Raw genomic sequence first — 18,929 nt, 5'->3', positions numbered from 1 at the left:
GCGCCGCCACCGTGCAAATTTGCGAAGGATCGTCCGGGAAAAACATGCGCGCTGTCACATTCTTTTGCAATTAATCCAGGAATCAACCTGAAAAGTTCCGTAAAAAGGTCAACGATTTTAAATGACCTGAGGATACTTCGTTGAAACGCCGTCTGTTTATTGCTGTTTCTTTACTCACTTTGAGCATTTCATCCGCGCTGGCTGCCGATCCAATTAACTATGCGCCGCAGCCGCCAGCAATCCAGGCGGGATCCTGGGTGCTGATGGACTATACGACGGGGCAAATTTTAACGGCGGGCAATGAACACCAGCAGCGTAATCCGGCGAGCCTGACCAAACTGATGACGGGCTATGTGGTCGATCGCGCTATCGACAGCCATCGTATCACGCCGGACGATATGGTAACCGTAGGAAAGGACGCCTGGGCAAAGGGCAATCCAGTCTTTGATGGCTCCTCGCTGATGTTCCTGAAAGCGGGCGAGCGCGTCTCCGTACGCGACCTCAGCCGCGGTCTGATTGTTGACTCCGGCAACGACGCCTGCGTGGCGCTGGCTGACTATGTCGCAGGCGGGCAGCCGCAGTTCGTCACGATGATGAATGATTACGTCAAAAAGCTGAATCTGCGCGATACCCATTTTGAAACGGTCCACGGTCTCGATGCCCCGGGCCAGCACAGCTCCGCCTTCGACCTGGCGGTGCTCTCCCGGGCGATCATCCACGGTGAGCCAGCGTTTTATCACATGTACAGCGAAAAGAGTCTGACCTGGAATGGCATCACCCAGCAGAACCGTAACGGCCTGCTATGGGATAAGTCGCTCAGCGTGGATGGCCTGAAAACCGGGCACACCTCCGGTGCCGGCTTTAACCTGATCGCCTCTGCCGTTGACGGGGAGCGCCGTCTGATTGCCGTTGTGATGGGGGCCGAAAGCCCGAAAGGCCGCGAGGACCAGGCGCGCAAACTGCTCCACTGGGGACAGCAGAATTTCGATACCGTGCAGATCCTGCGTAACGGTAAGCAGGTGGGCAACGAGCGCATCTGGTACGGCGATAAGGAGCGCATTTCGTTAGGCACCGATCAGGATTTCTGGCTGGCGCTGCCGAAGGCGGAACTGCCGAACATTAAGGCCAAGTATGTGCTGGATACGAAAGAGCTGGAAGCGCCGATCGCCGCCCATCAGCGGGTAGGGGAGATCGAGCTTTACGATCGCGATAAAGTTGTGGCCCACTGGCCGCTGGTGACGCTTGAGAGCGTCGGGAAAGGCGGAATGTTCTCCCGTCTGAGCGACTATATACACCATAAGGCATAACCTACCGATGAGCAGGCTGGCGACTGTGCGAGCCTGCTCGCATAATAGACAGGTCATCATTGTTATAACGCTTTTCTCTGCATTACAGTGTATGTATATACAGTAACCAATCGGAGGCAGCATGGACTACAGCATCACGCACCAGAATAAACGCAAAATTGCCGGTTTTCATATGGTTGGCCCGTGGGAACACACCGTTAAGCAGGGTTTTGAGCAACTGATGATGTGGGTGGAAGGGCGTCAGATCCAACCCCTGGAATGGGTGGCGGTCTACTATGATAATCCCGATGAAGTCCCTGCTGAAAAGTTACGCTGTGACACGGTTGTCACCGTGGCGGACGATTTTGTTATCCCTCCCAATAGCGAAGGCGTCATCCTCACTGAAGTGGCAGAAGGCGACTATGCGGTAGCGAAGGCCCGCGTCGAAAACCATGATTTCGCCACCCCGTGGAATCTCTTTTTCGATAGCCTGCTCGAAGATGTCGATTACCAGATTGCGCCGAAAGCCTGCTTTGAACGTTATCTGAATGACGGCAACGCAGACGGTTACTGGGATATTGAAATGTTTATTCCGGTCCAGACCCGTATCGCGTAAGGGCGCGCTAATTCTTACTTTTCTCAGGGTTTTTCTGCCGGGGAGCACAACTCCGGCAGAAAACGAAGTACAATCAGGGTTTGCCGTAAAGCTGGAGAGCCTGTGCGCCCCGACAAGTCTCTGACGCCTTTTGAAATTCGTCTGTATCGTCATTACCGCACCGTCCACGGATGCCGTATCGCGCTGGCGTTTATCCTCACCTTTTTACTGGTGCGTCTGCTGGACGTGCCGGAAGGGACATGGCCGCTGATTACCCTGGTGGTCATCATGGGGCCCATCTCCTTCTGGGGGAACGTTGTTCCGCGCGCGTACGAGCGTATAGGCGGCACTATTCTGGGGTCGGCCCTGGGGTTAATTGCCCTGAAGCTGGAGCTTATCTCCCTGCCGCTGATGCTATTGTGGTGCGCGGCAGCAATGTTTCTCTGTGGCTGGCTGGCACTGGGGAAACGACCCTATCAGGCACTGCTTATTGGCATCACCCTCGCGGTGGTCATTGGCGCGCCGACCGGGGACATGCAGACTGCGCTGTGGCGAAGCGGCGACGTGATCCTGGGGTCCCTGCTGGCAATGCTGTTTACCGGCATCTGGCCGCAGCGGGCGTTTTTACACTGGCGTATCCAGATGGCGAACTACGTTACCGCCTTCAACCGGGTCTATCAGGCGGGGTTTTCACCCAACCTGGTTGAGCGTCCACGGCTGGAAAAGCATCTGCAAACCATCCTCAACGACGTGGTGAAAATGCGTGGCCTGATTACGCCGGCCAGCAAAGAGACCCATATTCAGCGCGCCATCTTTGAGGCGATCCAGACCGTCAGCCGCAATCTGGTCTGCATGCTCGAGCTACAGATCAATGCCCACTGGTCCTCCCGGGCCAGCCACTTTGTCATGCTGAATGCCCGAACGCTGAAAGAGACGCAGCAGATGACCCAGCAAACGCTGCTGACCATCGCCCATGCCCTCTACGAAGGTAATCCGCAGCCCATTCTGGCAAATACCGAGCGACTGAATGAAATCGTTGCCGAGCTGCGTCAGCTGATTAACGATAATCGCAGTGAAAACGTGGCGGAAACGCCCATTCACGGCTATGTATGGTTGAGCATGGAACTTGCCCGCCAGCTGGAGTTGCTGTCACATCTTATCTGCCGGGCACTGCGCAAATAAAAAGCGGCTATGCGCGGTTGTGTTGTCTGCTGCTTCGATTCAGCAGAAATTGAGGTTATGATAGGGACAAAGGAAAAATTATTGTCATCAGCAATCGCTATCAGTAAGTTAATGCCATCGCGGTTGTTTAAACGAATCCGAATCTCACATTATCAGGGGTGTAAAAATGGAAACAACTAAGCCTTCGTTCCAGGATGTTCTGGAATTCGTCCGCCTGTTCCGCCGCAAGAACAAACTGCAACGTGAAATCCAGGACGTTGAGAAGAAGATCCGTGACAACCAGAAGCGTGTCCTGCTGCTGGACAACCTGAGCGATTACATCAAACCAGGCATGAGCGTTGAAGCAATCCAGGGCATTATTGCCAGCATGAAAAGCGACTACGAAGACCGCGTAGACGACTACATCATCAAAAATGCTGAGATCTCTAAAGAACGTCGTGAAATCTCCAAAAAGCTGAAAGTGATGGGCGAAATGAAGCACGCTGAAGTGAAAGGCGAATAATCGTCACTGAAGAGAATAAGGCCTCCGATCTGTCGGGGGCTTTTTTTTATCCGCCGTTTGCCCGCTTCAGAAAAGCAAAAAGCCTGCTCGAAAGCAGGCTTCTTAAATGTGGCTCCTCTGACTGGACTCGAACCAGTGACATACGGATTAACAGTCCGCCGTTCTACCGACTGAACTACAGAGGAATCGTTGTGGAGCGTTATCTTAGCGGCGAAAAAACTTTTGTCAAACCTGATCTTAGACAAGATTGTTCAACTGCCGATTCTGTCATCAGTTTGTCGTCATTTCCTGGATTTTTTTGTGGGAAATACTTTGCAGGATCTGCATTTCTCCCTCATTATTTGAAATGTAGTTTCAACTTTCTCTCTAAGGTCCATTTTGAACGTCACCTCCGCTTTACGCCAGGCCGTGATGCGCACGCGCTGGTATAGCAAACGCAAGAGCTACAAAGTTCTCTTCTGGCGCGAAATCACCCCCCTTGCCGTGCCAATCTTTCTGGAAAATACCTGCGTTCTGCTGATGGGGGTGCTCAGCACTTTCCTTGTAAGCTGGCTCGGTAAAGAGGCGATGGCGGGCGTTGGGCTGGCCGACAGCTTCAATATGGTCATCATCTCCTTCTTTGCGGCGATCGATCTTGGTACCACGGTGGTGGTGGCATTCAGCCTGGGCAAGCGCGATCCGCGGCGGGCACGGGCGGCAGCCAGACAGTCGCTGGTGATCATGACCCTGTTCTCCATTGTACTGGCGGCGGTGATCCACTATTTCGGCGAAGAGATTATCAATGTGGTTGCCGGTGATGCCACCGGAGAGGTGAAAGCCCTGGCGCTGTCCTATCTTGAAATGACGGTGCTTAGCTACCCGGCCGCGGCCATTGCGCTGATTGGCAGCGGGGCGCTGCGTGGGGCAGGGAATACCAAAATTCCGCTGCTGATCAATGGCGGGATGAACATCCTCAACATCATGATCAGTAGCGTGCTGATCTACGGGATTTTCTCCTGGGACGGGCTCGGGTTTATCGGTGCCGGTCTGGGGCTGACTATCTCCCGTTATATTGGCGCTGTGGCCATCATTGTGGTGCTGGCGGTTGGTTTTAATCCGGCGCTGCGTATCAGCCTCAAAAGCTATTTCAAGCCGCTCAACTTCGCGATTATCTGGGAAGTGATGGGTATCGGCGTGCCCGCCAGTATCGAGTCGGTGCTGTTCAACGGCGGCAAGCTGTTGACCCAGATGTTTGTGGCCGGGATGGGGACCGACGTCATCGCCGGTAACTTTATCGCCTTTTCCATCGCCGCACTGATCAACCTGCCGGGTAACGCCCTGGGTTCCGCATCCACCATTATCACCGGTAAACGGCTCGGGAAAGGGCAGATAGGCCAGGCGGAGCGCCAGTTGCGTCACGTCTTCTGGCTCTCGACGATTGGGCTTACCGCCATTGCCTGGGGCACCGCGCCGTTCGCCAGCCTGCTGGCATCGTTCTATACCCATGAGCAGGACGTTAAGGACGTGGTAGTGATCCTTATCTGGCTCAACGCTGCCTTTATGCCGATCTGGGCGGCGTCCTGGGTACTGCCTGCCGGACTGAAAGGGGCGCGCGATGCCCGCTTTGCCATGTGGGTCTCGATGCTCGGGATGTGGGGATGTCGCGTGGTGGCAGGTTATACGCTGGGGATCATGCTGGGTATGGGCGTGGTGGGTGTCTGGCTGGGGATGTTCCTCGACTGGGCGGTACGCGGCGCGCTGTTTTACTGGCGCATGGTCAGCGGACGCTGGCTGTGGAAATATCCTCGACCCGCGCGCGAAAATGTCGCGGCGCTCCCCGCAGAACGGATAGCGAATGTGCAAAGTGGGGAATAAATCGGCAAACGATGCAAAATCTGCATTCTGCCTTTGACAACGCCAGGTGGCATCGCTAATATTCGCCCCGTTCACACGATTCCTCTGTAGTTCAGTCGGTAGAACGGCGGACTGTTAATCCGTATGTCACTGGTTCGAGTCCAGTCAGAGGAGCCATATTTAAGAAGCCCGCTTAAGGAAACTTAAGCGGGCTTTTTGCTTTTGGACGTTTGCCCTCTCCTGTGGGAGAGGGCGGAGACAGGTTACCTGTGCACGCGCGCCGTCGCCGCGATCAGCCACGGGCGTGCCTCACTGTGAACGTGCGGTGAAAGCGCCTCGCGTACCCGGTGGTGATAATCGTTCAGCCACTTAATCTCTTTATCGCTCAACAGGGCCAGCTCCACCTGGCTCAGATCAATCGGGGCCAGCGTCAGCGACGCGAAGCGGCAGAAGCCCGGAACGCTTTCCACCACCTCCACCTGGTTTTCAATGCGGATACCGTATTCACCGGCCAGATAATAACCCGGCTCGATGGTCATGATATTACCCGCCGTCAACGGCCAGGGGTTGACCTTCTTCGCGATCCGCTGCGGGTTTTCATGGATCAGCAGCTGGTGGCCAACGCCATGTCCGGTGCCATGATCAAAATCGAGCCCCAGCTCCCACAATGCAGACCGCGCAAAGGCATCAATCTGATGTCCGCAGGTGCCGGTCGGGAATTGCAGGGAAATAAGCGATAAAAAGCCTTTCAGCACTGCGGTGTAATGCCGTCGACATTGCTCGCCCAGCGGACCGAAAGCCAGGGTGCGTGTGGCATCGGTGGTGCCGTTGTGATACTGCCCGCCGGAATCGTTGAGGTAAAAATGCGCCCGGGTGATGGCCGCATTGGTCTGCTCGCTGGAGTGGTAGTGGCACATTGCCGCGTTGCCGGCAGAGGCGGAAATGGTGGCAAAACTCTGCTCGATAAAGCCCGGCCGCTGCTGACGGAAGAGAAGCTGCTGCGCCTGCGCCTCCAGTTCGGTGATCGGGTTGCCAGCGGCTTCGCGACGCGGCACCTCGTGCGCCAGCCAGGCAAGGAAGTTGACCCACGCCACCCCATCCTGATGGTGACTGTCGCGGTAGCCCGCCAGCTCAACAGGGTTTTTGTGCGCCTTCATGGCGGTGATCGGATCGGCGTGCCAGACAATCTCTCCCTGCGGCTCGACGGCAAAGCGCAGGGCGACAGGGGCCGAATCGGCATCCACCATGACGCGCTTACCGGCGCACAGCTGCTGGCTGCGTTCCAGGAAATCCGTTTCAGGCGATAGCTTAAGGCTCCCGAGCAATGTGGAGGAAAGGTCGCGGGTTTTCTCAGGGGTGACAAACCACGCCACCGCACCCTCGCGGCTCAACAGGGCAAATGAGTTTGGCACCGGGCTCATCGGGATATCGCTGCCGCGCACGTTCAGCAGCCAGGCGATGTTGTCCGGCTGGGTGATAGCCAGATAGTCGGCGTTCTGTTTTGCCAGGAGGGCGGCCACGCGCTGGCGTTTATCGGCGCTGCTCTCGCCGCTGACCTCCACCGTCATTTCGCGGATGGCACCCACAGGCGGGGCCGGACGATCCTGCCAGAGTGTATCGAACGGGGAATCATTCAGGGCGACCAGCTCGCAGTGGCTGGCGTTGAGCGCCTCGTACTGGGCGTTGGTCATCAGCATCGCTTCAAAGGCGATTCGCGTGTCCGCCGCCACGTTCTGCTGCAACCAGTCCGCCAGGGGATCGTTGTGCAGATGCAGGATCGCGATTTCGGCCAGATTAACCTGTTCCCGGGCCTGAACCTGATAACGACCGTCGACGAACAGCAGGGCACGATCGCGCAGGATCAGGGCGTGGCCCGCCGAGCCGTCAAAGCCGGTCAGCCAGGCGAGAATATCATCGTGAGGGTGGCAATATTCGCTCTGAAAGGCATCGGCGCGGGGAACGATAATGCCATCCAGCGCCTGGGTTTCCAGCCACTGGCGCAGGGCATAGAGCGGTGATGGGGTTTGCATAACTTTCCTTTTTTATGATTAGCGGAACGGCGGCTCGTTAAAGGTACGCAGTTTGCGCGAGTGCAATCTATCGCCCTCGGCGCGCAGCCGATCGATAGCGCGAATGCCAATCTGCAGATGCTCGGAGATTGCCCCCTCGTAAAAGCGGTTTGCCTGGCCGGGGAGCTTAATTTCGCCGTGGAGCGGCTTGTCTGAGACGCAGAGCAGGGTGCCGTAAGGCACGCGGAAGCGGTACCCCTGAGCGGCGATGGTGGCGCTCTCCATATCGATAGCCACCGCGCGGCTCAGGTTAAAGCGCAGCGCCGACGCCGAGTAGCGCAACTCCCAGTTACGGTCGTCGGTGGTGACCACCGTACCGGTACGCAGGCGCTGCTTCACCTCTTCGCCCGGCATGCCGCTCACCTCTTTGGTGGCGTCGTACAGTGCCCGCTGCACCTCGGCAATGCTCGGGATAGGGATATCCGGCGGCAGTACGGCATCCAGCACGTGATCGTCACGCAGGTAGGCGTGGGCCAGCACATAATCGCCAATCAACTGGCTTTCTCGCAGCCCGCCGCAGTGGCCAATCATCAGCCAGACGTCCGGGCGCAGCACCGCGAGGTGATCGCAGATAGTTTTGGCGTTCGACGGACCTACGCCGATGTTAATCAGGGTGATGCCCTGACCATCGGCGGTGACCAGATGCCAGGCGGGCATCTGGTGCTTTTTCCACGCCAGATCGGAGATGGCCTGCTCCGGGGCTTCGGTTTCGGCGGTGATCCAGATCCCGCCCGCGCAGGAGAGGGCGATGTACGGGCTGTCTGGATCGAGGATCTGGCTGCAGCCCCAGCGCACAAACTCATCCACATAGCGGGTGTAGTTGGTGAACAGCACAAACGGCTGGAAATGTTCTGCGGGCGTGCCGGTGTAGTGACGCAGGCGCGCCAGTGAAAAATCGACGCGGCGGGCATCAAAGTGTGACAGCGGGGAAAATTCCGCGGGATGGTAGATGCCGTCCGCGGTCTCATCGCCGATCTGCGACAGCTCGGTGGTCGGGAAGTGGCGCGTCAGGCCCGCGCTCATGGAGCGGTCCAGGGTCAGCTCTGAGCCGTCGATAACGTACGGGTAGGGGATCTCATGGCGCGATGGCTCCACGGTGATGTGGGCGCCGTAATCCTGATACAGCAGCGTCAGCTGCTCTTCCAGATAGGGGCGGAAAAGCGTCGGACGGGTGACGGTGGTGGAGTAACATCCGGCATGGGTAAAACGGCCATAGGCGCGGGTTTTTGGCGGATTAGTGGTGCTGCCATCCCAGGTCACGGAAAGTGACGGATAAACAAAGAGGCCATTCATTCTGGCCTCTGGATCGGGGAGCGTTCCGTCTTTGATATAGTTGCTGATGGCACTGCGCAGGGCGTTGACCGCCTGGTCGTACAGCGCATCCAGCGTTTCCAGTGCCTGAGCCGGGGTCAGGCTGGAGCCCTTATTATTCATCTCTGTCTCCTTGTTCCACAGGTGTACGGCGTTACCCGATAGTATGTCACCTGTATGTGAAACAAAAGTGAGATCAGGTGTCGGCCCGTTTGATCAGCAGGCAGGTGGCGGCAGAGAGCAAACACCCGGCCAGCAGATAGAGCGCCACGCTGTGCCAGTCCCCGCCAGAGAAGGTCACCAGCGCGGCGGCTATAAAGGGTGTAAAACCACCTCCCACCACGCTCGCCACCTGATAGCCAACCCCTGCGCCACTGTAGCGGTAGCTGGCTCCAAACATCTCTGTGAACATAGGTTGCTGGACGCACACCACCATGTCATGCGCGATATTCGCCAGCATAATAGCGAAGACCATAATCCAGAAAACGGACTGGGCTTCAAGGGCCATAAAGAACGGGAAGGTGCTCAGGGCTCCCGTGAGCGCACCGGTGATATAGACCCGGCGGCGGCCGAACCGGTCCGCCAGCCAGGCAAAGCAGGGGATGGTCAGGCAACTGATACCCCCCACCAGCAGGCCAATATTCAGAAAAAGCTCACGGGGCAGGCCAAGGTTCTGGGTGGAGTAGCTTAGGGCGAAGGCGGTGACGATATACATGGTCAGCAGTTCGCACAGGCGCAGGGCGATAATTTTCAAAAACGCGCCGGGATGACGGATCAGCGCATCCATCACCGGCAGGCGGCGCTTTTCAGCAGGTTGCTGTTGCTGCTGCTCGAACTCGGCAGACTCATCCATCCCCTTACGCACCCACAGCGCGCCCAGCACCAGTACAATGCTGAACAGGAACGGAATGCGCCAGCCCCAGCTCATGAACTGTTCGTCTGTGGTGAGGGTACTTATCAGCGACACCAGGCCGGTTGAGAGCAACAGACCCACGCCGTAACCCACCTGCACGCCGCTGCTGTAAAAGGCTTTTTTACGCGCCGGGGCGCTTTCGACCGACAGCAGCGCAGCGCCGCCCCATTCGCCGCCGACGGCAAAGCCCTGAACCGCACGCAGGGTGACCAGCAGAACCGGCGCCCACCAGCCAATAGCGGCAAAAGAGGGCAGAATGCCAATCAACGCCGTGGCGATCCCCATCATCCACACCGTCAGCATCAGCATCCGTTTGCGGCCCAGCCTGTCGCCGAAATGGCCGAAGATTACCCCGCCGAGCGGGCGAAAGAGAAAGCCGACGCCAAAGGTGGCAAAGGCCGCGAGCGTGCCCATTGCCGGGCTAATCTGCGGGAAAAATTCCCGGTTAAAGACCAGCGCGGCGGTGATGCCATACAGCAGAAAATCGTACCAGTCGACTACCGCACCGGCAAAACTGCCGAGGGCCGCGCGGCGCGCGCGCTGAAGCGATGGTGTTGCCCCGTCGGGGGACGAGGAAGCGAGGGTGGTATCCATAGTGATCCTGTCTGACGTTATTTTTTATAGGTATAGGAAGAAGATCGCTCACATTGCGGCCGCCAGAAAATGGCGACGGGTATGAGACTACCGCGACAGCGAACCGCTGAAAACGTTTTTATCCCCGCATGCGCTAAACGGGTGATATTCATCAGAATGATAATTCGTTGGCTGGCTATAAACGCAGCAACGAGGCTATGCTTGTCTGATACGCGGAGCGACAGAGGAAGGGAATGATGAGTCTTATAAAGACGTCAGGTTTTGTTACTGCTTTACTGGTTAGCCAGAATGTACTGGCGGTAAGTTACCCGCTGCCGCCTGAAGGGAGTCGTCTGGTGGGAAGCGTGCAGACGATCGCCGTTCCGCATGACAATAAATTGCCGCTGGAGGCGTTTGCGGCGCAGCACGGACAGGGGCTCAGCAATATGCTGGAGGCTAACCCGGGGGTCGATCCTTTTTTACCCAAAGCGGGTACACAGCTGGTTGTGCCGCAGCAGCTGATCCTGCCCCCGACGGTGCGTGAGGGCATTGTGGTCAACGTGGCGGAGATGCGCCTCTATTACTATCCGAAAGGGGGCAATACCGTTGAGATCTTCCCAATCGGTATCGGAGAAGCCGGGCGGGAGACGCCGCGTAACTGGGTCACTGCCGTTGAGCGCAAGCAGGACGGGCCAACCTGGTCGCCAACGCCGAACACCCGTCGCGCCTATGCCAAAGAGGGCAAAACGCTGCCCGCATTTGTTCCAGCCGGCCCGGATAATCCGATGGGGCTGTATGCCCTCTATATCGGCAGGCTTTATGCCATCCACGGTACGAATTCGAACTTTGGCATCGGGCTGCGCGTCAGCCAGGGCTGCATCCGGCTGCGCAACGACGATATTAAATACCTTTTCGAAAATGTTCCGGTCGGAACGCGCGTGCAGCTTATCGATCAGCCGGTGAAAGTGACCACCGAGCCGGACGGTAGCCGCTGGGTGGAAGTTCATGAACCGCTGTCGCGTAACCGCGCGGAGTTTGAATCAACAAATAAAGTCCCGCTGCCGATGACGCCAGCCTTACGCGCCCAGCTTAACGCTGGAGATGTCGATACCGGGCGAGTGAATGAGGCGCTGGTGCGCCGGTCTGGAATGCCGGTGAATATTACTTATGGAATATCTGATGCGTCGAGGGTAGCCACAATCGACTAATAAGATGTAAGATATACTAAAAACCCGTTTAAGATTGCTTAGGCGGGTTTTTATTTTTTTTATAAAAGTAAAGAAATTTCCTGAATAAAATTACCCTGTTTTTGGATTGTTGGATTTACGCAAAAGATAAATACTCTGGTCAATTATTTATCAGCCCGTTACGCAGAACAGGGCATTTTTCAGCTTATTAAATCCACAGGTTTTTTAATGAAACGTTTCAGGAATAACCTCTTGACAGGTTTGCTGGTGTTATTTAGCGCATCGTCAGTCTACGCGGGCGTGAATATCGGCGGAACGCGCGTAATTTACGACGGCGGTAAAAAGGAAGCAGCGATCGGCGTTTCAAATCCTGATAACGTTCCTTACCTTATTCAGTCATGGTTTGATAACCTGGACAACAGTGCCGGAAAAGTTCCTTTTATTATTACACCTCCTTTGTACCGCCTGGATCGCGGTCAGGAGAATATGATGAGGATCGTCCGTGCCGGGAATTTACCGGACAATAAAGAGTCCATGTACTGGTTAAACATTAAGGCCATTCCTGCGGCGGAAAAAAAAGCGAATTCACTGCAGATTGCAGTGAAAACCCGCATTAAATTAATTTATCGCCCGGAGTCATTAAAAGGAAAAGGTCCTGAAGATTTTGCTAAGCAGCTGACATGGAAAATCTCTGCGGGTCACATTTCGGTGAGTAATCCGGCTAATTATTATATGAATTTTAATGAAATTACCGTCGCAGGAAAAAGCGTGCCTGAACCAACTTATGTTGCACCAGGATCGTCGGCGACATTTTCATTGCCGGCAGGCGTCAGTTCCGGACCGGTAACCTTCAAGCTTATTAACGATTATGGTGGCGTCGGGAAAATCCATCACGTCACTATTTAAAGGAATAACTCTCCACGGACAGGAGAAAAACTAATTATGTGCAAGACATTATACTCCTTATTTAAGCCGTCTCGTCTGGCCTGTTTTATTGCGCTGGCATTGCCCGGTATAACACAGAATGTCTGCGCAGAGGAGTATTTTAATCCGGCCCTGCTTGAAGTTGACAACCCCTCTATGAAAGGCGTTGATCTCTCATCTTTTGCCAGTGGCGCGCAGGTGCCGGGCCGCTATCGTGTCGAGGTCGTCCTGAACGATCAGACGGTCGATACGCGGGAGATTGAATTTAAAGCCGCGACGACTGCGCAGGGCGATCGGATCCTTCAGCCTTGCCTGTCGTTAGGTTTGCTGCAAAGTTACGGTGTTAAAACCGATCTGTTTCCAGCGCTGGATAAAGAGAGCGAGTGCGTCAATTTTACCGTTATTCCCGAGGCGTCTGCTGATTTTATCTTTGGGGCACAGAAGCTGTTATTGAGTTTTCCGCAGGCCGCGCTTACGTCGCAGGCGCGTGGCTATGTCGCGCCGGAACTGTGGGATGAAGGCATTAACGCCCTGATGCTGAATTACAGCATTAGCGGGGATAACACCTGGGGGCGAAATAGCGCCACGAACAACAGTCAAAGCCAGTATGCGAACCTGCGTCCGGGCATAAATATTGGCCCGTGGCGTCTGCGCAATTACATAACCTGGCGCCGGGATAATGACGGTAAAACGCAGTGGGATTCGGTTTATACCTATGCCCAGCGCAATATTGTGCCGTTGAAAAGCCAGCTGACCCTCGGCGACAGTTCATCGCCGTCAGACGTTTTTGACAGTATTCCTTTTCGCGGTGGCCAGCTGGCCTCTGATGATGAGATGCTGCCCGACAGTCAAAAGGGCTATGCGCCTGTGGTGCGCGGCATTGCCCGCAGCAGCGCTCAGGTGATTATTCGCCAGAACGGTTACATCATCTACCAGAGCTATGTTGCACCTGGCGCATTTGAAATTACCGATATGTACCCAACAGGCGGTGCAGGTGATTTAAACGTGACGGTGAAAGAAGCGGACGGTAGCGAGCATGAGTTTGTCGTGCCCTACGCCTCTGTCCCCGTCTTGCAGCGAGAGGGGCGGCTGAAGTACAGCCTTACGGGGGGCCAGTATCGTCCCAGTGACAGCCAGGTTGAAAAGCGTCCTCTGATGCAGGGAACCGCCATTTATGGTCTGCCGAAGGGCTTTACGATTTACGGCGGCGTGCAGGCGGCCAGCCCATATCAGTCGTACGCGGTCGGTATCGGGCGAAATATGGGGGGGATCGGCGCAGTGTCTGCGGATGTCACCCAGGCGTGGTCAAGTCCTGAGAACATGAGCAAATCGAGCGGGCGCGCCTGGCGTCTACGCTACAGCAAAAACTTTACCGATACCGGAACCAATTTCACGGCGACCAGCTATCGCTACTCTACCGCGGGCTATTACGGTATGCAGGAAGTGCTGGACGCCAGCAGCGATAACGCGTCGCTGCAGGATCGTCGGCGTAACCGGGCCGAAGTGACGCTGAGCCAGACGCTGGGCCCCGCTTTCGGCTCAATCACCGGCAGCGCCATCCGGGAAGATTACTGGAATGCTGACAAGACGATGAGCTCCTACAGCGTCAGCTATAACAACGCGTGGAACGGCATCACCTGGGGGCTGAGTTATACCTATAGCAATAATGCGAGCGCCGGAAGCAGCGGCAGCGGGAAAACCTACGATAAAGATCAGATTCTGGCGCTAAATGTCAGCATTCCTTTAGATCGTTTCCTGAGCAATACCTGGGCCAGCTACAGCCTGAACACCAGTAAGAAAGGGAACACGACCCATTCGCTGGGTCTGAGCGGCACCGCGCTGCAGGAAAATGCCCTGAGCTGGGGTATCCAGCAAGGGTATGGCAACGACGGCGTCGGCCATAGCAGTAACTTCAGCGCGGATTATCACGGAACCTACGGTGAAATCCTCGGTGGCTATAGCACCGACGAAAATATGCAGCGCATGAACTACGGCCTGAATGGGGGCATTCTGGTTCATGCCAACGGCGTGACGCTGGGGCAACCTTTTGGCGAAACCATCGCGCTGATTAAGGCACCGGGCGCGTCGGGCGTAGGCGTAACGGGTCAGACCGGCGTGAAAACCGATTTTCGCGGATATACCGTCGCCACGAATGTGTCGCCGTATCGCAAAAATCGCCTGAGCCTCGACACCCAAACGCTACCTGATGATGTTGAACTGCAGCTAACGACCCAGACGGTTATTCCCACTCGCGGTGCAGTGGTCAGGGCGGAATATATTGCCAACGTGGGGAACCGCGTTTTAATGACCCTGGCAAAGGCAAGTGGACAACCTGTCCCCTTTGGAGCCACGGTGACTGTAGCCACAGATAAAAACTCTGCCGGATTTATTGTCGGGGATCAGGGGCAGGTCTATCTCACCGGCCTGGAAAATAGTGGTGAGCTCATTGCACGTTGGGGACGGGAAGCAAATGAACAATGCCGGGTTAATTATGCGCTTCATATACCCGAAGCAAATTCCGGAGTGGTGTTAAGCAATGAAATATGCAAATAAAATTTTCACTAAAACCTCTGGCGTTTTATTAATACTATGCGGGTGTTTCAGCTTTAGTGCATCAGCGACTTGTCAATTTATGGGGGGCGCGGGAACGCAAACAATAAGCTTCACGCCCAGCAATGTGATAGTACAAAGAGATGCACCGGTTGGTTCAGTGATATATTCGAGTTCCAGCCCGGGTAGCGGGGATTTCCTGGTGTGTGATGGTAGTACCAACACTAACTACTATCAGATGGTTTATCTTGGTGGTGTGCCAACGTCAATAGATCATGCCTACGAGACCAATATTCCAGGGGTGGCTATTTCAGTGAATCTGATGTGGGGATATCTGGACAATCCAGCCTCCACCGATAATACGGGGTCCGGTACTGTGTCCTCACCGCCGATTAAATATAAATTGTATAAAACGGGTGATATTCAGTCCGGGCAGTTAAAAGTGGGGGAATTAGGCAACTGGACGGTGTCTGGAATTACGGCCCTGAAAGTTAACCTAATCGGTGGGGCAGTCACTGAGGTGGCATGCGCAATTACGACACCGAATTTAACGTTCCCGATAGGCGCTGTTTCGAAGGCAGATTTCGGTAATACGATAGGATTTACGCCGGATAAAACCAGTACGCAGAGTCTTGGATTAGACTGCGATAAAAATGCCAATATCAATGTTACGTTAAACGGACAGCAAAACCCGGACGTCAGCGATGCGAGCGTACTGGCATTAAACAATCAAGGCGATGCGAATACCGCGCAGGGCGTTGGAGTGCAGTTATTATACGATGGCAACCCTCTCGTGATTAATAACCAATTGCAATTAAAACAATCCAGCGGTGGGAAAGAAACATTCCCTATTACTGCCCGATATTATCAAACACGAAATTCAGTAACCGTCGGTGAGGCGAATACGTCCGCAACATTGACACTTACATACCAATGACATTTTAAAATGTCTTAACTTCATGCCAAGGTGGGCTAAAATGAAAAAAACGTTATGTTATTTGACCGCATCCATTTCTGCAGTTTTATTTGCTGGCAATCTTTATGCGGCGGATACCGTTAATATTAATGTCACAGGGAAAGTGATTGCTTCCCCTTGTACAACCCTTAACGGTGGTTCAAGTGCGTTAAACGTGGATCTGGGTCAGGACATCCAGGCGTACTCTTTAGAGGCGGCCGGTTCGGGTTCAACATTGACGAAATTTGACTTACCGGTGACCGGTTGCCCGGCAAGTACCACTAACGTAAAAGTGACATTTACCGGTACGCCGGACGAAACAGATGCCACGATGTGGGCGAACAACGCCGCGGACGCCGCAGCCAATACCGCTGTCGAGTTATCGGAACAAACCTCGGGAGACATTCTGAGCAATAACAGCTCGCTGACCGGCGCCGTTGAAGACGGAAGCACAACCTTTAAACTTCAGGCGCGCGTTTATTCAACAGCCGGTAAAGTTATGCCGGGTGACGTTTCTTCTGCAATCGTTGCCTCTTTCGAATATCAGTAAACCTGGTGTGGTGCCGATGCTGTCGGCACCACTATTTATCGAAAGCAATAAAGCAAAAAGCCCGCTTAAGTTTCCTTAAGCGGGCTTCTTAAATTTGGCTCCTCTGACTGGACTCGAACCAGTGACATACGGATTAACAGTCCGCCGTTCTACCGACTGAACTACAGAGGAATCGTGTGAACGGGGCGAATATTAGCGGCGTGGCTGGCTCTTGTCAAAGGGTGATCCCGCCTGCGTGGATCGTTTGCTGACAAAACCAGCAAAGTGGCGGTTTCAGCAACGGTTTGCACATTTTTGGTGCGCATATACCCCGAATGGGGCAGATCATAAACCGCTGTTTCATGTTTAAAAGCGTCAGCAGCGATTAGATTTCCTTATTTTCCGCTGATTCACAGACATATCGGACCTCTCCATAAAACTGGCAAGCATCTTGCAAAACCCTCAGTACATTCGCGCCGAAACCGGCAACGCATTTCGTACAGGGGGCAAAATGAACTTAAGACGACTGAAGTACTTCGTGAAAATCGTCGATATCGGTAGCCTGACCCAGGCCGCAGAGGTGTTACATATCGCACAGCCGGCACTGAGCCAGCAGGTAGCCACTCTGGAAGGTGAGCTGGATCAGCAGCTGTTGATCCGCACGAAACGCGGCGTAACCCCTACCGAAGCAGGCAAAATCCTTTACACCCATGCACGCACCATTCTGCGGCAGTGCGAACAGGCGCAGCTGGCGGTGGGCAATGTCGGACAGACGCTGACCGGACAGGTATCGATCGGGCTGGCGCCAGGCACCGCGGCCTCGTCTGTCACCATGCCGTTATTACAGGCGGTGCGCGCAGAGCTGCCGGAGGTGCTGGTCTACCTGCACGAAAACAGCGGTGCGGCACTGAACGATAAATTACTCAGCGGACAGCTGGATATGGCTGTGCTTTACGATCGTTCTCCCGTGGCAGGGATCACCAGCCAGCCGGTACTGAAAGAAGATCTCTTTGTGGTGGGGACGCGGGACTGCCCAGGACAGAGCGTCGATTTAACCGCGGTAGCGGAGATGAATCTGTTCTTACCCCGCGATTACAGCGCCGTGCGTTTGCGCGTTGATGAGGCCTTCTCTTTGCGCCGCCTGACGGCAAAAATCATCGGTGAAATCGACTCGATCTCCACCCTGACTGCCGCCATTGCCAGCGGGATGGGCGTGACGGTACTGCCTGAATCGGCCGCGCGAGCGCTCTGCAGTGCCGCCAACGGCTGGATGGCGAGAATATCCTCCCCGTCGATGAGCCTGCCGCTGTCGCTAAACGTCTCGGCGCGGGGCTCGCTGTCGCCGCAGGCGCAGGCGGTAAAAGAGATCCTGATGTCGCTGGTAAGCCGCCCATCGCTGGAGAACCGCGAGCTGCAGCTGGTGAGCTAATATTCCATAAAGGTATAAGTTGCGGGTTTTTATTATTTGTTCTCACGGCGGCCAGACTCTAACAATAGAGTTATGTCAGATTCGTCGGGGTGAACCGTGAATTTCCAGCAACTTAAAATTATCCGTGAGGCGGCCCGTCGGGATTATAACCTGACCGAGGTCGCCAACATGCTTTATACCTCCCAGTCCGGCGTCAGCCGCCATATCCGCGAGCTTGAAGAAGAGCTGGGGATTGAGATCTTCATTCGTCGCGGCAAACGCCTGCTGGGGATGACGGAGCCCGGCAAGGCGCTGTTGATCATCGCCGAACGCATTCTCAATGAGGCGAGTAACGTGCGCCGGCTGGCGGACCTGTTTACCAGCGACGCTTCCGGCGTGTTGACCATTGCCACCACCCATACTCAGGCTCGCTACAGTCTGCCGCCGGTCATCAAGGCCTTCCGGGAGTTGTTCCCGGACGTACGTCTGGAGCTGATCCAGGGCACGCCGCAGGAGATAGAAGTGCTGCTGCAAAATGGCGGGGCTGATATCGGCATCGCCAGCGAGCGCCTGAGCAACGATCCGCTGCTGGCGGCGTTTCCGTGGTTTCGCTGGCATCACAGCCTGCTGCTGCCGGTGGAACATCCGCTGACGCAGGTCTCCCCGCTGACGCTGGACGCGATCGCGAAATGGCCGTTAATCACCTATCGCCAGGGCATCACCGGGCGCTCCCGCATTGATGAAGCTTTTAACCGCAAAGGACTGACGCCGGATGTGGTGCTCAGCGCTCAGGACTCCGATGTGATCAGAACTTACGTTGAGCTGGGGCTGGGTATCGGGCTGGTCGCGGAACAGTCCGGCGACGAGCGCGAGCAGGGAAATCTGGTGCGTCTCGATACCCGCCACCTGTTTGATGCCAACACCGTGTGGCTCGGGCTTAAGCGGGGGCAGCTGCAGCGCAACTATGTCTGGCGCTTTATCGAACTTTGCAACGCCGGATTGTCGGTGGATGAGATTAAACGTCAGGTCATGGAGCCGGAAGACGTGGCGATTGACTACCAGATATAGCCAGGACGACCCCGCAATGCGGGGTATAACGATTAAACGCAGGA

At 55.4% G+C, this 18,929-nt stretch carries 16 protein-coding genes and 3 tRNA genes; 14 read left to right on the top strand and 5 right to left on the bottom strand.

Annotated elements, in window-relative coordinates:
• Positions 1-140 precede the first annotated feature (140 nt).
• From dacD to NB069_RS14370, 4 genes are all read left to right on the top strand, one after another.
• Positions 141-1,307: a serine-type D-Ala-D-Ala carboxypeptidase DacD gene (dacD, locus tag NB069_RS14385; RefSeq protein ID WP_250584585.1), complete on the top strand. Its 1,167-nt coding sequence runs from the start codon at positions 141-143 to the stop codon at positions 1,305-1,307.
• A 121-nt stretch (positions 1,308-1,428) separates the two neighbouring features.
• Positions 1,429-1,902, top strand: coding sequence for a DNA gyrase inhibitor SbmC (gene sbmC, locus NB069_RS14380; RefSeq protein ID WP_250584583.1), 474 nt, complete (start codon positions 1,429-1,431; stop codon positions 1,900-1,902).
• Between the two features lie 102 nt (positions 1,903-2,004).
• Entirely contained in the window at positions 2,005-3,063 is a 1,059-nt protein-coding gene (locus NB069_RS14375; RefSeq protein ID WP_250584581.1) for an FUSC family protein, read from the top strand.
• A 166-nt stretch (positions 3,064-3,229) separates the two neighbouring features.
• Complete coding sequence (locus NB069_RS14370) at positions 3,230-3,565, top strand: DUF496 family protein (RefSeq protein ID WP_039030228.1); 336 nt, start codon at positions 3,230-3,232, stop codon at positions 3,563-3,565.
• Positions 3,566-3,674: 109 nt separating this feature from the next.
• Here the strand turns inward: NB069_RS14370 and NB069_RS14365 are convergent.
• A tRNA-Asn gene (locus NB069_RS14365) sits at positions 3,675-3,750 on the bottom strand.
• A gap of 6 nt (positions 3,751-3,756) precedes the next feature.
• On the opposite strand from NB069_RS14365, the gene NB069_RS22540 reads away from it, so the two are divergent.
• The 3 genes from NB069_RS22540 to NB069_RS14355 all read left to right on the top strand — a co-directional run bounded on the left by NB069_RS22540 (position 3,757) and on the right by NB069_RS14355 (position 5,575).
• Entirely contained in the window at positions 3,757-3,996 is a 240-nt protein-coding gene (locus NB069_RS22540) for a DUF5951 family protein (protein WP_350223395.1), read from the top strand.
• The gene (locus tag NB069_RS14360; RefSeq protein WP_434543628.1) at positions 3,977-5,419 is read left to right on the top strand and encodes an EmmdR/YeeO family multidrug/toxin efflux MATE transporter; all 1,443 of its coding nucleotides are present in this window, start codon (positions 3,977-3,979) and stop codon (positions 5,417-5,419) included. Before NB069_RS22540 ends, NB069_RS14360 begins: the two co-directional genes overlap by 20 nt.
• A gap of 80 nt (positions 5,420-5,499) precedes the next feature.
• A tRNA-Asn gene (locus tag NB069_RS14355) sits at positions 5,500-5,575 on the top strand.
• An 86-nt stretch (positions 5,576-5,661) separates the two neighbouring features.
• Here the strand turns inward: NB069_RS14355 and NB069_RS14350 are convergent.
• The 3 genes from NB069_RS14350 to shiA form a co-directional block, all read right to left on the bottom strand.
• On the bottom strand, positions 5,662-7,428 hold the full coding sequence (locus NB069_RS14350) for an aminopeptidase P family protein (RefSeq protein WP_250584579.1): 1,767 nt from the start codon (positions 7,426-7,428) through the stop codon (positions 5,662-5,664).
• 18 nt (positions 7,429-7,446) lie between these two features.
• The gene (locus tag NB069_RS14345; RefSeq protein WP_250584577.1) at positions 7,447-8,901 is read right to left on the bottom strand and encodes an AMP nucleosidase; all 1,455 of its coding nucleotides are present in this window, start codon (positions 8,899-8,901) and stop codon (positions 7,447-7,449) included.
• Between the two features lie 73 nt (positions 8,902-8,974).
• Positions 8,975-10,285, bottom strand: coding sequence for a shikimate transporter (shiA, locus tag NB069_RS14340; protein WP_250584575.1), 1,311 nt, complete (start codon positions 10,283-10,285; stop codon positions 8,975-8,977).
• A 236-nt stretch (positions 10,286-10,521) separates the two neighbouring features.
• On the opposite strand from shiA, the gene ldtA reads away from it, so the two are divergent.
• From ldtA to NB069_RS14315, 5 genes are all read left to right on the top strand, one after another.
• On the top strand, positions 10,522-11,472 hold the full coding sequence (gene ldtA / locus NB069_RS14335; protein WP_250584573.1) for a L,D-transpeptidase: 951 nt from the start codon (positions 10,522-10,524) through the stop codon (positions 11,470-11,472).
• A gap of 207 nt (positions 11,473-11,679) precedes the next feature.
• Positions 11,680-12,357: a fimbrial biogenesis chaperone gene (locus NB069_RS14330; RefSeq protein WP_250584571.1), complete on the top strand. Its 678-nt coding sequence runs from the start codon at positions 11,680-11,682 to the stop codon at positions 12,355-12,357.
• Positions 12,358-12,393: 36 nt separating this feature from the next.
• A complete protein-coding gene (locus NB069_RS14325) occupies positions 12,394-14,928 on the top strand; it encodes a fimbria/pilus outer membrane usher protein (RefSeq protein WP_250584569.1) in 2,535 nt (844 codons plus the stop codon).
• On the top strand, positions 14,912-15,862 hold the full coding sequence (locus NB069_RS14320) for a fimbrial protein (RefSeq protein ID WP_250584567.1): 951 nt from the start codon (positions 14,912-14,914) through the stop codon (positions 15,860-15,862). Before NB069_RS14325 ends, NB069_RS14320 begins: the two co-directional genes overlap by 17 nt.
• A gap of 40 nt (positions 15,863-15,902) precedes the next feature.
• Positions 15,903-16,430, top strand: a complete 528-nt coding sequence (locus NB069_RS14315; protein WP_250584565.1) for a fimbrial protein — start codon at positions 15,903-15,905, stop codon at positions 16,428-16,430.
• Between the two features lie 95 nt (positions 16,431-16,525).
• On the opposite strand, the gene NB069_RS14310 is transcribed toward NB069_RS14315, so the two are convergent.
• Positions 16,526-16,601, bottom strand: a tRNA-Asn gene (locus NB069_RS14310).
• Between the two features lie 319 nt (positions 16,602-16,920).
• Between NB069_RS14310 and nac the strand changes: the two genes are divergently transcribed.
• Both nac and cbl read left to right on the top strand, forming a co-directional pair.
• Complete coding sequence (gene nac / locus NB069_RS14305) at positions 16,921-17,838, top strand: nitrogen assimilation transcriptional regulator NAC (RefSeq protein ID WP_250584563.1); 918 nt, start codon at positions 16,921-16,923, stop codon at positions 17,836-17,838.
• Positions 17,839-17,934: 96 nt separating this feature from the next.
• Positions 17,935-18,885: an HTH-type transcriptional regulator Cbl gene (cbl, locus tag NB069_RS14300; protein ID WP_250584561.1), complete on the top strand. Its 951-nt coding sequence runs from the start codon at positions 17,935-17,937 to the stop codon at positions 18,883-18,885.
• The last annotated feature ends 44 nt before the right edge of the window (positions 18,886-18,929 follow it).

Origin of the sequence: Leclercia adecarboxylata (assembly GCF_023639785.1) — a bacterium.
Classification (GTDB): Bacteria; Pseudomonadota; Gammaproteobacteria; order Enterobacterales; family Enterobacteriaceae; genus Enterobacter; species Enterobacter adecarboxylatus_D.
This window is presented reverse-complemented; position numbering and strand designations above follow the sequence as displayed.